The sequence below is a fragment of the Microcoleus sp. BROC3 genome, assembly GCF_036702515.1.
GTDB lineage: Bacteria > Cyanobacteriota > Cyanobacteriia > Cyanobacteriales > Microcoleaceae > Microcoleus.
The window spans coordinates 73983-89006 of record NZ_JAUBTQ010000019.1 but is presented as its reverse complement, the minus strand read 5'-3'; the positions used below and the strand labels follow the sequence as shown (position 1 = coordinate 89006).

Sequence of the window (15024 nt, the reverse complement as noted above, 5' to 3'; positions counted from 1 at the left end):
GACCCGATATTGGCTCACAAGTTGGTCAGGATTCAATTAGAACCGTATCAGTATGATGATCGCGCAAGTTTAGTTTACATCGAGCGCTTATAAAGTGAAAGACTATCGCGCAGGACGTGCTATTCAAAATTTTAAGTGGGAGTGCGATTCCTGTATAAATAATTAGTTATACCAATTTAATTGGTACAATGATTAATAATTACTCCTCATAATCAATCAAAACTTGCACCCAGTTGGGCGGGCGCGGAATCGGATTTCCCAAACGATCTAACAGCAACAAAGCTACTAAATGCACTACAAATAAATAGACAATATTGTTAACCAAAATCATCCCGGCGGCGATCGCCCCAATTGTGTTCAAACTCGGCACACTCAGCCAGCCCAGCTTCACAAACACCCATTCCACGATCTCTGTTACCTGGGCGGTTACGTAAACCCACAAATCTTGACCCACCAAAGCTGATAGCAGCCAAAACTTAAAAAAGAAGCCAAGAGTGCCAATTAGCGCGCCCAAACTAATAGAAACAGACCAACTCGCTTTGCGCCGCCAAAGTCCTCCCAGCAAAACTCCCATAATTCCAAAAGGAATTACATATAAAATGCTGCGCGTCGGGCCCATGAGTACCGAAAGCAGCAAACCCGAAACTAAAGCTGCCATCCAAGAAGCGCGGTTCCCCCAGCGCAGGTAAACCAGGGCGATGGGTATCGGGAAAAAAACCCGCAGCAAAGGCCCCAGCGGAAAGTAATAATTTACCAGCCAAATCAAGCTAGCGGTACTTGCCAAAAATGCCGTTTCTACGAGCCTCAAAGGCGCTTCCCCAGAGGCGCCCGTTCCCGGATCGGGATTTGGGCGATCGCCCGCCATTGCGGAAATATCAGCGGTTTGCTGCTCGTTATTTGTACTGGGTGAACTGCCCGAATTAGATGCAGCATCTGCTGACAAAAAATCACTCATCCGATTTTAGATTTTAGATTTTAGATTTTAGATTTTACGGAACTTGCGGGCTATACGGCTGATTCCCGATTTTCCCATTTTCCGATTTTAGATTTTAGATTTTAGATTTTACGGGACTTGCGCCCGATACGCCCGATTCCCCGTTTCACAGTTTGGATGCCTCGCTGCCAAATTTAATCTTTTTGCTCGCAGAAACCGGGTTTTGGCACGAACGCAAGTCTTATTTTAGATGGATTTTCTCAGCCAAAATTTTCAGCAGCATCATTTTTCCGTTTTGACTTCCTGAATTACAAAAACCGAACAAGATGCGTGGTGAACGACATAATTACTGACGCTGCCGAGGAAAGCTTCTGCCAACCCCGTGCGGCCGCGCCTCCCCAAAACTATTAAATCTGCGCCCCAATTTTCGGCGGATTCACAGATACTATGCCCTGGATCGCCGTCCATTTTGCAGTCAAATTCCACCTGCAATCCTTGTTTTGCTGCGGCGTCGCAGTAATTTTTCAGCAAACCCGAAGCCTGTTTTACCTCCCTTTCCAGCCGCAAACGTTGAGCTTGATAAGCTTGATCCATTAACTCGACATTCATGCCCAAATCTACCGGAATTGGTACTGCCGTCTCGCCCAGCGTGCTGACAGTAACGCAGTTAAATAGCATCACCTGGGCCCGATCGCTCAGAGCTAATTCTAAAGCTTGGCTGAAGACGCGGTGGCCCAGTTCAGAATCATCTAAGGCGGCGAAAATTTTCTTAAAACTCACAGCTTTACCTCCTGCGGGAAATCATTAATATCAGTTAGTTAACAGAGAGTGCTTTTGAATCTCATTCAAATTAGCAATCTCCGATACTTCTAGACTAACAGACGCTCCAACGCGTGCAGGTCGGGAATGCACAAAACGTCACGTTCGCGCTGAATAGTTCCTTTTTTTTCCAGCTTGCTGAGCACTCGCGTTACTGTTTCTCGAGCCAGCCCGCTGAGGCTGCTCAATTCTCTGTGCGGCAGGTTGGGAATTTCTGTACCTCCTGTGGACATGATTTTCCCTTGCCCCTCTGCCAAAAATAATAGAATATCTGCTACTCGCGAGGTACTGTCCGACTCTCGCAAACGCAGGCGGCGGTTGACTTGTCGCAGGCGACGCGCCATCAGTTGAGCTAGGCGAATGCCTGCTAGCGGCTCGGTATGAATGAGCTGCACAAAATCCTGAGATGGCATATTGCCGATCAGTGTCGGGGCTAGGGTGATCACATCTGTCGATCGCGGTGCTTCTTCGATCGCGGCCATTTCCCCGAACAATTCTCCTTTCCCTAAAATATTCAGTGTTACTTCTTTTCCGTCTAGGTTGTAGGTGCGAATTTTCACCCAACCATCCAATATAAAATACACTGATGTTCCCCAGTCATTTTCGAGTAAAATCACTTGATTTGACGGATGACTGCGGGTAACGATGTGGACAGTTGCTCTCTCGATTACAGGATCGGGTAACCCTGCAAAAAAAGGAGTAGAAACTATCAATTGATTTATATTGGAATTCGGATCTCGGGTGTTAAAGCGGTCTTCCATGAGGCCATCATTTTAATTTATGCGCTTGATCGGCGCTGGGCAGTTAGAAATAGCTTGCAGCCGAGTCATTCGATTTGAGATTCAAGATTTGAGAAACAACTATCTAAAATCGGCAATTTTACCTCTAAAGTTTTGCGGTCCAATGCCGAATATGGGAATTAATAGCCTCAAGCTCTGATTGCGAGCTAGAAACTAAAGAATATACCATAATTTTTTAGACACATACCACTGAGCAAATTTTATTAACAAAATTTTAGCAATGTGGCAAACGACTGAGCCGATCGAATTACCTTTGAAAGCACTTCGCGAAGACAAGCTTAACACTGCTGAGAGATTTGTTGTCACTCGACCGTGCAGTCGATCGGCAAAATCCACCAGCACCAGCCTGCAAGCAAGACAGACAGCGGCCCAATCCGACTGCAACTGCCTGGAATCTGTCAAATATCAGCACGATCGGCAAAATCCACAGCTATTGCGAGCCTAAAGGCGGGCGCTCTGAGCGAGCGAAACTGACGCAGTTCCCAGCAAACTTTTCTGCTGCCCCGAGATTATTGTACCATTAGTATCTAGCCATGAATACCGATAAAACGCTATTATAAAAGGTTGCTCAAACCGACTGTACTGGGACAATCCCGAATCTGGGCATCCCAAATCGCCAATTGTTTGATGTTTTTTCCAAGTCGGTAAAAGATCGAGAGAGAGTAGCGCGCCGCCACGCTAGTTTAACTCGGGGTGACGGTGTGCCGCCGGCCGAGAGAGCGGGTGAACCCCAAAGTTCGTGCGATCGCACCTATCGCGAGCAGGAATCGACATCCGGCCCAAAAAACAGGCAAGCCGACGCAGAATTAGAGAGCAATTGCAGTTGATAGAAGCGGGCATTTGGTGCGGAAGTACCGGCTAACCTATCATAGGCAATAGAAGTGATCCGAAGACAAAAGGTTAATTAACAGTTGTCAGAAAATATTAGTGAATTATTGACAGACTCGCATTCAGATGATTCTATCTATTGGCATCGCTGCCGCCTGACTTCAGTCTTTTTTCGGTAAAGTTTCTCCCAAGCCGCATTCCCAGAGGTTCCGCCCTTGAATTCTCAGAAGTACAAAATTCAAGCACTGATTGCTGAGATTGACGAGGTACTCAGCAAGCCCGCACCCCGCTTGCCTTGGACGGGTTCGATCGATAGCGTCCACCAGCGCCAACTTTTAGAGCGAGTTCGCGCTTATCTGGTTTCCTCAGACTCAAAGCTAGCGGCCGCCAAGGGGCCCGCCCGCCCAAATGTCCGCCCCGAACCAGTTCCAGTACCCAAAGTGCCTCTGCCCCCCCCTCGCCCCTCAGCAGCAGAGCAAATCATGCTTGCCGTAACCGGAGAAATCAGCCACCTGCGTTCCAGCCTGACGGGGCCGCTCCAAGAAGATATAGAAGCTCTGCGCCAAGAGCAGCAAGCTCTAATTCAAGAAATCAAACAGCTAGAAGCAAAACGGCAGCAGCAACAATCCCTAGCTCAGCAACAAGCAAACCAACAGCAAATCATTTCTGAATTCTTGCAGGTACTGACTGCCCGCTTGGAAGAAACCTTGACTAGCGATTTCTCCCAAATTCTAAGTTCCCTAGAAAATCAGTTATTGCAAAGCAGCGCAGTACCTTACTCTTTGGGCAGCGCACAATCAGAAGCATCGGCTCTTGACGTAACACTTAACCGACAAACCTCAGAAGAACACCCGCTGCTGACGCCGGCTCAGAGGTTCGAGCAAATGCAACTGTTGCAATCTCGTGCTGACAGTCTGCTGATGAGTCTAGATTCTAGGATGGGTATCGTGTTCGAGGCTTTGCAAGCAAATCTGCAAAGCTATCAAGCTTCCTTGAGACAAGAAATCGACAATATGTACGGTTTGAGCCAGCAGAGCGAGGCGAGGTTCGCGGCTTTCGTCAACCACTTGGCCGGACAGTTGGGGCGAGAAGCGTCTTCCTACGTACAGCAGCCGATCGATTTAGCAAATCTCGAAACAGTCTCCCGAACCGCAGCCGAGCGGTCTGATGCCGCTCCAGCCCTCTCAAATACTGCGATCGACCACTCAGCCCCCGAGACTCAGACTGGAGACTCGGTGCAGTCCAACCGCACCGGCGAATTCGGAGAACAAGACAGATTTCCCTACGCCGGTACAGAAATTTCTCCGCAATTTCGACAATTGAGGCGCGATCGCGACCGCATTCAAACCCCAATTTTGCTCCCCGAGTTGGACAATAATTTGTCCGGTTATGCACCCGACCAATCTCGAACAACAACTCCTTTTGCAGGCGATGAATCGGAAAATAGATTAGCAGAAATAGACGAAGAGGTTGAGGATTTGTATGCAAGTTTGTTCGCGGGAGAAGCAGTCGCCGAAGTAGAATTAGAACTCGAAACTTTACTACCCCAAAATACTGAATTTGAAACCGCAAGTGAGGCTGTACAATATCAATCGGCGTCGGATAATGAAACTGCAGACGCCCTAAATATGACCGAAGATTTGTTGGTAAATCTGCTGGATGAAGGCGAATCGCTGGAAGATATTTTAGTAAATCCAGATTCAGACTTCGTAAGAGGTAATTCTGTAGAATCTCTAACTTTAGATAGTGCCGATTTATTTGAACCGCAAGCGCCATCAGTACCTCAAGTTTCACAACCGCCAGTCTCAACAGCCTCGCTGCAAATTGACCCGGACGATCGAGAAAATCTAGAAACGGCTCAAAACCGAGGCGAGCAGTTCGACGCTGCGATGCCTGAATCGCCACCTTTGACGTTGAGAACGCCTGCTGAAATTAGCCCGAACCGCCCCAGTGCCGCGCCCGGTTTGTCGAGTATCGGTGATGTTCAAACAGGCGAGTCCGGCACTTTGTCGCTGCGGCTCGATGATGGCTACATCCAAGCTTCGGCGGACGAGGATTTGCTGCCGGTCGAGGCATTAGAAGATGACCTCGATCGAGCTCTTAATTTGGACAACAATACTCTGGAACTGTTAGAGGCAGACCTCTACAATCTGGAGGGATTGGGAAATACTAGCTTCGGGCGATCGAATTTCTCAGCAGCTAACAGCTTGGATTTATCGGCGAGTTCCCCCGAGGAGGGCGGTGCAAAAAATCCCTTTGCCGAGGTCGCAGAGGAAGAACTCGGCACGCTGGAGGATTTGTTCTCCGATGTGTTGGAACTCTCATCTGAGGATGAATCCTTTGTTTTGGAAAACGAACTTGAGGATGATTTGTTGGCGGAGGAAGACGACTCGAATTTGACGCTAGACGAGATTTTGGCTAGTTTGACCGAGACCGATCGACCTTTGACTGATTCTCCCCCTCCAGAAACTGCCGAAACTAACGAACTGCGATCGAGTCCTCCAGAAAGTAAAAAAAAAACCTAATTTCGACCGAGAGTAAAGCAGGAGTTGTTGAGGGGAAAACCGATTTTAGCGAGTTGGCCGGGACACAGCAGCAAGACTCGGCTGGGCATTCTGCAGCAGGTGCGATCGGCCCATCCCGGGAACGCCGGAATTCTAGCTGGTATTTGGGCATTGATTTCGGTTCCAGCGGGCTGTCTGCTGCTTTGTTCGATCGCCAAGCAGGCCAGTTGCACCCGATTTACTGGGAAGCACCGCAGGCTGAGGCTTGGGCTGCGGGCCCCAGCTTTCGGATTCCCTCGGCTGCGGTGCTTGCGGAAACAGCCTCAGGGAGCCCTGCACCGCAAGTGACAGTCAAGTCGGTGGGATTCCCACCCCTGGCTTTGCCTGCGGGAGAATTTTTACTGCAAAATTTAAAATTGCCTTTAAAGGTGGGCATTCCTTATCAGCGGGAAACTGCTGGAATGTACGAACCGCTGTTGCAGTGGTCGCCCTTGCAGGCTGTTTCCATCGCCTTGCCGCTGCAAGGTGTGCGGGCGCTGCTGGCTACTTTGAATCCGACGAAGCAGGGGCAAAAATTTGCCGGATCGGGGGAAGTTTTGGATTCTGCACCGAGGACGAATTTTGCAGGATTGCCAGTTTCTAATTTAATTTGTAGGGCTTCGGGGCTGACGCCAGAAACTCTTGATGCGGCGCTTTTAGACTTGCGGGGTGTAATTTTGGGGACTCCGGCCGGCTGGTCGGATGTTTATATGTTTAATCTGCGGGAGGCTGTTTTGGGCGCGTCTCTGGTGGCTTCGGCTTCGCAAATTTTTGTGGTGGAAGATGCGATCGCCACTTTGCTTGCTGCTGTAACTCCTGTGACAAATGGTATGGAAGTCGAGTCGTCAGCCGTGGATTCTGCTAAGGGCGGTGAAGAAGCTGCACCGCTGAGTGTGAATGCTTCGTCTTTTAGCGGGGGAACTTTGATTTTGAATGCGGGGGCGGCGACGGTGGAATTAGCTTTAGTTGAGTTGCCGGCCAATCTTCAAGATTTAACTCGTGCTGATTTTACTTGCCACAGTTTTGCTTTTGCTGGCGATGCTTTCGATCAGGATATTATCTGTCAGTTGTTGGCTAAAAATGAAACTTGGGGAATGTCGATCGATTTGCCGCGTCCGGGACATCCAGATTTGCCGAACCGCTATCAATTGCAGCAGCGGTTGCAAGGTTCTGCTTTTGGCCTGCAATTGTTAGAGGCGGCAAGGCAAATAAAAGTTATTTTGCCACATCAAAAAAGTTTTGCTTTGGATATTGGCAAGCAGCATTGGGATGTGAAGCGCAAAGATTTGGAAAGTCTAGTTTTAGTGCCTTTTGTGCAGCAGTTGAACCGCGAATTGAATGCTTTGCTCAGTCGCGCGGGAATGTCGCCGGTGGGGATTAATCAGGCGATTTGTGCAGGGGGTATGGGTGCTTGGCCTGCGATCGCCCGCTGGTTGCGGCAGAAGCTGCCGAATGCGATCGTGGTTCAAGACCAGGAATTGGAAGTCGATCGAGATATTTTTGAGATTGATAATTCTGCATTAAATTCTGTATCTCAAAGTACAAATTCCCCCCCAAAATTTGGTCGAGTTGCCTGCGGGTTGGCGAGTTTGGCTCTTTATCCTCACATTTTGGATGTGTCGCAGCAGCAGTACAGCGACTTTTTTCTGCTGTGGGAATTAATGAAGGTTTTGGGCGGGGAAACTTTGAGCTTTCAGGAAATTTTGCAGTTGTTGGAACGCCAGGGCGTGAATACCCGTACCTGCGAACCCCGGATTTTGCGGATTTTGGAAGGAAGTTTGCCGGCGGGACTTGTGCCTGCGGAGGAAGATTTCATGCTGCTGGCCGAGGAGTCGAGGCAAAATCCCGATTGGGAAGCAATTTTGGCCGAGCCGCTGTTCTTTGAAGATGTCTCGCGGGGTTATCGCTTGAATCTCGAACACGCCTCTGTTGTTCGCGAATATTTAGGCAAACTCGCTTCTAGCAGCCAGCAAAAATTGTTAGAACCGCTAACAATTGCTTGGGATGTTCGCACGGATACTTATCGCTAAACTGGAAAAAACCAGGTTTCTCAGTGGAATCCTCCCTGTCTTCCCCGAACATTCCTAGTAGAAACTGGGTTTTTTGCGACCAGGACTAAGTTTTTTATGTAAATGTACTTGAGTTTACATAAATTTCATAAGTTATTACATAAAATACACAGAAACTTTATAAAAGTGTTGTTGCTTTTTAAAGATTGTGCAAAGCTGAGTATTTTAGGTTCTGCAAATTTGGGGTGGCTAATAAGATAGACGTGAGATCTCCTTAAAGTTGAAACAAATCAAATGAAATTTCCGATGGGTGACTCTAAATCATCAGTATTATCAGAAATCCTGTCCTTATTTGTGCAAAAATCTACTTACAAAGTTTGTGTATCCAAACCGCAGGTTCACCGATCGGTAACAAGCAAGGTAAAGCGGTCGATCGATATTTTGGGTTCGCTGCTGGGACTGGCAATTGCTGCTGCGGTGGCGGTGCCGGTCGCAGTGGCGATGCTGTTGGACAATCCGGGCCCGCTGCTGTACAGTCAAGTCCGCTGCAGCTTCAAAGGGCGACATTTCAGAATGTGGAAATTTCGATCGATGGTTGTCGGTGCAGAAAAGCTCAAACATTTAGTTCGCAACCAAGCCAACGGTCACATTTTTAAGAATGAAAATGACCCGCGAATTACCCGCGTCGGTCGCTTTTTGCGGAGCACGAGTTTGGATGAGTTGCCTCAATTCTGGAACGTGTTAGTCGGCGACATGAGTTTGGTGGGAACTCGGCCGCCCACTCCCGATGAGGTTGCTGCCTATGACGATTTTCACTGGCAGCGTTTAAATGTCAAGCCCGGTATGACTGGGGAGTGGCAAGTTAACGGGCGTTCAGGAGTTAAAGATTTTGACGATATTGTTCGCATGGATCTCGACTATCAGCGCAAGTGGTCTGTTTTCTACGACATCAGTCTGATTTGCAAAACAATTTGGGTGGTGTTGACTAAAGACGGTGCTTGTTAAATAGGTAAGTTGTTTTGGGGGTTTTTTTATTATTTTAGGAAAAAACAGGAAATGAAATATTTGGAAACTGGATTAAATATATGTTAATAGAATTAGCGATTGGTGACGCTTACGGTGCGGGTTTTGAATTTGTTGACCTGCAGACGATCGAGTTTTACAACAATCTCAACGGCTACATCAAGCATCCCCGTCACGACATCCAGCCTGGATGTTACACCGACGATACGCAGATGAGTTTAGCCGTCGCAGAAGCTATCGTCAGCCGAGAACCTTGGACGCCGGAACTTTTAGCCAGCAAATTTGTTGCAGCTTTTCACCGCGATCGCCGAGTAGGTTATGCTGGCAAATTTTACAATTTTTTACTACAAGTTGAAGACGGCAAAGAATTCTTAGAAAAAATTCACTCCGCTAGCGATAAAAGCGGATCGGCGATGCGAGCCGGCCCAATTGGCATTTTTCCGACTGTTGAAAAAGTCATCGAAAATGCTACCATTCAAGCTGCAATTACCCACAATACTCCCGATGGCATTAATGCAGCTATAGCGGCCGCTTTGATGTCTCATTACTTTATTTATCAGTTAGGTTTAAAGAATAATTTGGGAAATTTTATAGAAAGGCAGGTTGCTGGTGAGTGGTCGATACCTTGGCAAGGAGAAGTCAGCGCTAAAGGTTTGGTCTGTGTTAGAGCCGCTATTACTGCTGTCATGCGAAATGATAGTATGAGCAAACTGCTCCAAGATTGCATTGCCTTTTCGGGAGATGTCGATACAGTAGCAACCATTGCTTTAGCTGCTGGTTCCTGTAGCAGTGAAATTGCCCAAGACCTGCCAGAAAATCTGGTACAAGGATTAGAAAATCAATCTTACGGTCGAGATTATATCATAGAACTGGATAAAAAATTGATGAACAGCATTGCTTAGTAAAGTGACTGCAAAAAATGTTAAATTAAGGGCAATCTTCGGAGAGTTGCGCTTAATTTTTGATTCACAGCAACCGCGCCCGACAGTCAGGACGTTCTCAATCACTGAAACGATTGTCCCCAATTGCATTTTTACATCGCTCTTCTTCCTTCTGCTATGAATTTGCCTAATTTGATTACGTTTTCTCGCTTGCTGGGAGTGCCTTTTCTGCTCTACGGTTTGTACGACCCAAGCGCGCAAAGCCGCTGGATTTGCACCGCGATTTTTGTGGTAGCTGCGGCTACTGATTGGCTGGACGGCTATTTGGCTAGGAAGCTGAATCAAATTACCGATTTGGGTAAGTTTCTCGATCCTTTGGTGGATAAATTGTTGGTGCTCGCGCCGCTTTTAGTGTTGATTGAGTTGGGTAGAGTCCCGGCTTGGGGGGTGTTTTTAATTTTGGGAAGGGAGTTGACAATTGCGGGGTGGCGTGTTAATAAAACTAAAATTTCTGGTGCTAATATTTGGGGGAAGTTGAAGACGGTGAGTCAAATTGTGGCGATCGCACTTTTAATTGCTCCTTTGTCTGATGCGTGGAATTTTCCCGCATTAATTGCTTTTTGGGTTTCTGTGGCTTTAACTTTGATTTCTGGCGCTATTTATCTGTGGCCGGAAAAGACTGCAGAGGACAAGTAAATCGGTTTTATTTAAACCGCAGATGAACGCGGATTAACGCAGATAAAAACTTCGATATATTTGTAGGGACACGGCATTGCCGTGTCCTAGCAGTAGCTTAATAATGAGTCCCTGATTTCCGGTAGTGCACCGCTGTCACGCCGTCATTTTTGAGCAAATGACCGTTGTCAATCGCCGCATAAACTACCCAGTGATCGCCGCATTCCATCCGACTTATCACTTTGCATTCTAGATAAGCTAGAGCATCAGTCAAAACGAGACAGCCGTTGCTAGCTTCCATTGTTTCGACTCCCGCAAATCTGTCTTCTCCCGGAGCAAAGTTTTTCATGAAATACTTGCGCAACTGTCGCCCTTCTGCTAAAATATTCAGCACAAATTTATCTCCGGCGTACATCAAAGATTCGATCGATCGATCTTTCGCCACCGCAATCGTCACGCCCGGCGGATTAAAAGTTGCTTGCGACACCCAGGAAGCCAGCATGGCACTGGTGACATCCTCCCGCTTCGCCGAGACTACGCACAGCGAACCAACGAGTCTCCCTACTGCTTGTTCAGTGCGATCGCTCCCTGCTGCTAACTGCGGTTTCGGTGCCCGCAATCTTTGCGCTTTAATCAAAGCTTGAGCAAAATCCGTTCCCGTTTCTGTACACTCGTGAATAGTCGCAGCAGTCGGCTTAAATTTAGCTCGAATCGGCTCAAATCCGATGCGATAGCCGGCATCTTTCAGCTTGTTTTCCACTAAGTCAATCGCCTCTCCACTCCAGCCAAAAGAACCGAAAACCCCCGCTAGTTTGCTCTTGGTTGCAGTAGATAAAACAATTCCCAAAGCAGTTTGAATTTGGGTGGGTGCGTGTCCTGCTAGCGTGGGAGTTCCGATGATAAATCCCGCACATTTTTCGATCGCCTCTTTAATTTCTCCCGGTTCGGCAAATTCGCAGTTGATACTTTCCACCGCAACCCCCGCCCTAGTAATTCCTTTGGCGATCGCCTGCGCTAAAGTAGCCGTATTGCCGTAAGCCGAAGCATAAATCAAAGCCACTGTCAAGTCTTTTGAATTTTGTTGCTGGCTCCATTCCCGATACAAATTGCTCAGTTCATTAAGGCCGTAACGGACGATCGGGCCGTGACCGGGAGCATAAAATGCTGCGGGTAAATCGGCTAATTTATCCATTGCCCCCAGCACTTGTTTTGCCTGAGATGCGTGCAGAGAATCGTAATAATAGCGCCTGTCTTCGCTGTAAACGCTCCACCCTTCATCAAATACTTGGTCGCCGCAAACGTGGGCTCCAAATAGTTTGTCTGTGAACGCGATTCGAGTTTGCGGGTCGTAGGTGCAAAGTTGATCTGGCCAGCGAGGAGTCGGAGTCGCAATGAATTTTAAGGCGTGACCTTTTCCTAAGTTGAGAGTTTCTTCTCCCCGAACGATCATAATGTTTAACTCTTGTTCGGGAAAAGCGGCTCGCAAACCAATTGCGGCGGGATTCGTGCAAACAAAAGCTACTTCTGGAGCTAATTCTAACAGAGCTTTAATTGTTACTGACCTGTTAGTATTGAAATGCCCCAATATCACGTAATCGAGCTTTGTCAAGTCCACCCGTTCCTGCAAAGATTCGAGATAATTTTGAGTAAAAGATTCCCCCGGCGGGTCGAACAAAGCAGTTTGGTCAGCTTGAATAATATAGCTGTTTGCTGTCGTCCCCCTTTGCAGGGAATATTCTACTTCAAACTTGAGTCTGTCCCAAGTGCGCGATCGCACAATAAAAGTATCTGCAGCAATTTGGATAAACTGCACGTCGCGGGGTTTGGCATCAGATGCGAGTTGAGGAGTCAAAGTGTTAGTCATTAATTGCACCTATGAGAAACTGAACTACAGAACTTCTTTTGATTTCGTGCCAAAATTTAGTATCTACAATGTCAAACCTTGCACCTCTACCCTGTAAATTCGTATCCAGGTCAGTCAGAAATTCCCTGGTTTTCAAATCGTCCCCAATTTGGATAAAGCTGACTCCAATTTCTTCATCTTTATCTATTTTATTTGCCGCCGTTACAAGAATTTCGGCGATACCAGCGGTATTTTCGGGTTTTTGATCTAGGACTGCAACAATTATTGCTCCTTTGTTCCCGGCGGCATTTGTTTTGCTGGCGAAATAATCGCTAAAAGTTTCTTTCAGAGCTTCTTCCAAATGAATTGTAGTCGGTTTTTCTGAATCCGGTTCCGTATTTTGTCGCTGCAAAATTTCAGCTAACCGAGCAACATTGGAATTTTTATACTTCCACATAGGAGTAGAAGCTTCGTAAAGGGTGATGCCGTTGCTGTCAAATTGCTGACATTTTTTTGCTAAGTCGATCAGAGATGCCTGTGCTTCTACCCAATCCTCGTACCAAGGATGTTGGGGGTCTCTGCTGGCATCGCTTCTGGCAATAATAATTGTGTAATCTCGGTCTTCTAAAAGATTGGCAGGCATTGGCAATTCCCCTAGTAAAAATGGAGTCAAAATGACAACGATTTGCCCGGTAAGTTGGGCAGTGCGCACCCTACGTTTAGAACCTGGTAAGGTGCGCGCTGCGCACCATAATTTGAGAGTTGTTGCGTAGCCGAACTTCCTTCCTAATAGTGATTTCCGACTTTGCGGTGGTGAACGGCCGGCAGTGCATCGGGATTGGATACGCGGCCGCTATCGACGATCGCATATACGATATGATGATCCGAAAGTTCCATCCGGCTGACTACTTCGCACTCCATGTAAGCCAAAGCATCTGTCAAAATCGGAGAACCGTTGGTACCAGGTTGAGTTTTAACTCCGGCAAATCGATCGGCACCTGGAGGAAAACGCTTTAAAAAGTGCCTCATCAAGGTTTGATAATTGCCTTCTTCGAGCACGTTGAGAACAAATTTATCTCCCGCGTGCATCATCGATTCGATCGCCCGATCCTTCGCAACTGCTATTGTTAAACCCAGCGGTTTAAAACTTGCCTGCGTTACCCAAGAAGCCAGCATCGCACCGCTAACCTCGCCTTTTTGAGCGGTAATGATGTACAGTCCGCCGCTGATCCGTCCCAAAGCTTTATCGAGGTCGCTGTCGAGAGATTTCATCTGTTTGACAGCCTTGTCCCGCGTCAGCCACTGTCCCAAGTCAGTGCCGGCTTCGTCGCAAAGTTGATAAATCGGTTCCGTCGGCGTTTCTTTAATTACAATGTTGGGAAATGCTTCTTTTAAACCCAATTCTTTGAACTTGTTTCCCAGCGGGTAAATAGATACGTCATCGCCGCCGCCGGATTCGCACAAACCGAAAGATTGTTTGTTGTTAGCTGCAACTAAAATTGTGTTGATGGCAGCTTCGGCATTCGCAGCAGCAGTACCGCCACTCGGCGGCGAACAAATTACGATACCGGCAGCATTACCGACAAGTTCCGCAACTTCTTGCAAGTCGGCGGTTTTCAAATCCATCATTTCCACAGCGACACCGGTTTTGGTGATACCGTGGGCGATCGCCTGACTGAGCCGATCGCTAAATCCGTAGTCGGAAGTGTAAAATACCGCTACAGTGGTTTCTGCCTTAGCTTGTTCTTGGCTCCACTTTTTGTAGCGCCCGGTGAGTTCAACTACGTTGTGCCGCAGCAAGGGGCCGTGACCGGTCGCAACTGTACCGATTTCTCCCAATTCTGCCATCCGCTTCATCGCAGCAAGTACCGATCGAGCGTTGGGAGCCATCAAGCACTCATAATAAAAGTGGTAATCTTCCTCAACCGCTGCTAAATCGTCATCGAAGGTGCTGTCGGTACAGTAGTGCATCCCGAAAGCGTCGCAGGTAAACAGCACTTGAGTTTTGCTGTCGTAGCTGAAAATAGTATCGGGCCAGTGCAAGTTCGGGGCCGATACAAATTCGATAATGTGGCCGTTTCCTAAATCTAGTTTGTCCCCATTTTTGACTATCAATCGTTCAAATGGTTGGTGTACAAGATTTTCTAAAAATTGAATTGCTACTTTCGCCCCCACGACAATCGCTTGGGGTGCCAGCGCCAACACGTCTTTGACTAAACCGCTGTGGTCTGGTTCGGTGTGGCTGATAATTAGATAGTCAATCTCTTTGGGGTCAATTTCGCCCGTCAGAGTTTCCATGTACTGCTGGCGAAACTTCTCGTGCGAGGTATCGACGAGGGCTGTTTTTTCACCGCGAATGATGAATGAGTTGTAAGTTGTACCGTTTTTGAGTCCGAATTCGATGTCAAAGCGGTCTCTATCCCAGTCCAGGCATCGAATTGCCGTTGTGTCAGGGGCAATTTCGACTTTTTCCACCGTCAATCTGCGTTGGACTCGTTCAGTCAGCGCTACCATCAGTGCCTCCTTGTCTGTTACCCATTACCTTATTGTCTTCATTCTGACACGTTTCTTTTGTAAATCTTTATAAAATTTCTTATGAGGCTGTTAAGTATCCCAAAATTTATGGCATCAGGCAGTTCGGCAACGCGCACTGAATCGGGATGTAAGGC

Annotated in this window: 13 protein-coding genes; 7 read left to right on the top strand and 6 right to left on the bottom strand. The window is 47.6% G+C overall.

Features of this window, described 5'->3' with window-relative positions; translation table 11 throughout:
* Positions 1 to 199: 199 nt before the first annotated feature.
* From QUB30_RS14370 to QUB30_RS14360, 3 genes are all read right to left on the bottom strand, one after another.
* Entirely contained in the window at positions 200 to 955 is a 756-nt protein-coding gene (locus QUB30_RS14370) for a DUF2232 domain-containing protein (RefSeq protein ID WP_333334298.1), read from the bottom strand.
* Positions 956 to 1216: 261 nt separating this feature from the next.
* Positions 1217 to 1714 (bottom strand): universal stress protein, encoded by a 498-nt coding sequence (locus QUB30_RS14365; protein ID WP_333334297.1) that lies wholly within the window; start codon positions 1712 to 1714, stop codon positions 1217 to 1219.
* Between the two features lie 89 nt (positions 1715 to 1803).
* Complete coding sequence (locus tag QUB30_RS14360; RefSeq protein ID WP_006632342.1) at positions 1804 to 2514, bottom strand: Crp/Fnr family transcriptional regulator; 711 nt, start codon at positions 2512 to 2514, stop codon at positions 1804 to 1806.
* Between the two features lie 259 nt (positions 2515 to 2773).
* Here QUB30_RS14360 and QUB30_RS14355 point away from each other — a divergent pair, with 259 nt between their 5' ends.
* From QUB30_RS14355 to pgsA, 7 genes are all read left to right on the top strand, one after another.
* The gene (locus QUB30_RS14355) at positions 2774 to 2998 is read left to right on the top strand and encodes a hypothetical protein (RefSeq protein ID WP_333334294.1); all 225 of its coding nucleotides are present in this window, start codon (positions 2774 to 2776) and stop codon (positions 2996 to 2998) included.
* Positions 2999 to 3173: 175 nt separating this feature from the next.
* Positions 3174 to 3380, top strand: a complete 207-nt coding sequence (locus QUB30_RS14350; protein WP_333334292.1) for a hypothetical protein — start codon at positions 3174 to 3176, stop codon at positions 3378 to 3380.
* Positions 3381 to 3596: 216 nt separating this feature from the next.
* Positions 3597 to 5906: a hypothetical protein gene (locus tag QUB30_RS14345; RefSeq protein ID WP_333334290.1), complete on the top strand. Its 2310-nt coding sequence runs from the start codon at positions 3597 to 3599 to the stop codon at positions 5904 to 5906.
* A 53-nt stretch (positions 5907 to 5959) separates the two neighbouring features.
* Positions 5960 to 7954, top strand: coding sequence for a hypothetical protein (locus tag QUB30_RS14340; RefSeq protein WP_333334288.1), 1995 nt, complete (start codon positions 5960 to 5962; stop codon positions 7952 to 7954).
* Between the two features lie 273 nt (positions 7955 to 8227).
* Complete coding sequence (locus tag QUB30_RS14335; protein ID WP_445300500.1) at positions 8228 to 8938, top strand: sugar transferase; 711 nt, start codon at positions 8228 to 8230, stop codon at positions 8936 to 8938.
* Positions 8939 to 9018: 80 nt separating this feature from the next.
* Positions 9019 to 9858, top strand: a complete 840-nt coding sequence (locus QUB30_RS14330) for an ADP-ribosylglycohydrolase family protein (RefSeq protein WP_333334284.1) — start codon at positions 9019 to 9021, stop codon at positions 9856 to 9858.
* A gap of 156 nt (positions 9859 to 10014) precedes the next feature.
* On the top strand, positions 10015 to 10533 hold the full coding sequence (gene pgsA / locus QUB30_RS14325; protein WP_333334282.1) for a CDP-diacylglycerol--glycerol-3-phosphate 3-phosphatidyltransferase: 519 nt from the start codon (positions 10015 to 10017) through the stop codon (positions 10531 to 10533).
* Positions 10534 to 10630: 97 nt separating this feature from the next.
* On the opposite strand, the gene QUB30_RS14320 is transcribed toward pgsA, so the two are convergent.
* From QUB30_RS14320 to QUB30_RS14310, 3 genes are all read right to left on the bottom strand, one after another.
* Complete coding sequence (locus tag QUB30_RS14320) at positions 10631 to 12376, bottom strand: diflavin flavoprotein (RefSeq protein WP_333334280.1); 1746 nt, start codon at positions 12374 to 12376, stop codon at positions 10631 to 10633.
* Positions 12369 to 12998 carry a hypothetical protein gene (locus QUB30_RS14315; protein WP_333334278.1) on the bottom strand — a complete coding sequence of 210 codons (630 nt, stop codon included), beginning with the start codon at positions 12996 to 12998 and terminating at the stop codon, positions 12369 to 12371. Before QUB30_RS14315 ends, QUB30_RS14320 begins: the two co-directional genes overlap by 8 nt.
* Before the next feature lie 143 nt (positions 12999 to 13141).
* A complete protein-coding gene (locus tag QUB30_RS14310; RefSeq protein ID WP_333334276.1) occupies positions 13142 to 14869 on the bottom strand; it encodes a diflavin flavoprotein in 1728 nt (575 codons plus the stop codon).
* Positions 14870 to 15024: the final 155 nt, after the last annotated feature.

What these genes read in the sequence shown, in the direction of transcription:
- QUB30_RS14315 (WP_333334278.1), bottom strand. Translation starts at nt 12,998, where the DNA reads ATGCCTGCCAATCTTTTAGAAGACCGAGATTACACAATTATTATTGCC.
- QUB30_RS14310 (WP_333334276.1), bottom strand. Translation starts at nt 14,869, where the DNA reads ATGGTAGCGCTGACTGAACGAGTCCAACGCAGATTGACGGTGGAAAAA.
- QUB30_RS14355 (WP_333334294.1), top strand. Translation starts at nt 2,774, where the DNA reads ATGTGGCAAACGACTGAGCCGATCGAATTACCTTTGAAAGCACTTCGC.
- QUB30_RS14320 (WP_333334280.1), bottom strand. Translation starts at nt 12,376, where the DNA reads ATGACTAACACTTTGACTCCTCAACTCGCATCTGATGCCAAACCCCGC.
- QUB30_RS14335 (WP_445300500.1), top strand. Translation starts at nt 8,228, where the DNA reads ATGAAATTTCCGATGGGTGACTCTAAATCATCAGTATTATCAGAAATC.
- QUB30_RS14360 (WP_006632342.1), bottom strand. Translation starts at nt 2,514, where the DNA reads ATGGAAGACCGCTTTAACACCCGAGATCCGAATTCCAATATAAATCAA.
- pgsA (WP_333334282.1), top strand. Translation starts at nt 10,015, where the DNA reads ATGAATTTGCCTAATTTGATTACGTTTTCTCGCTTGCTGGGAGTGCCT.
- QUB30_RS14330 (WP_333334284.1), top strand. Translation starts at nt 9,019, where the DNA reads ATGTTAATAGAATTAGCGATTGGTGACGCTTACGGTGCGGGTTTTGAA.
- QUB30_RS14370 (WP_333334298.1), bottom strand. Translation starts at nt 955, where the DNA reads ATGAGTGATTTTTTGTCAGCAGATGCTGCATCTAATTCGGGCAGTTCA.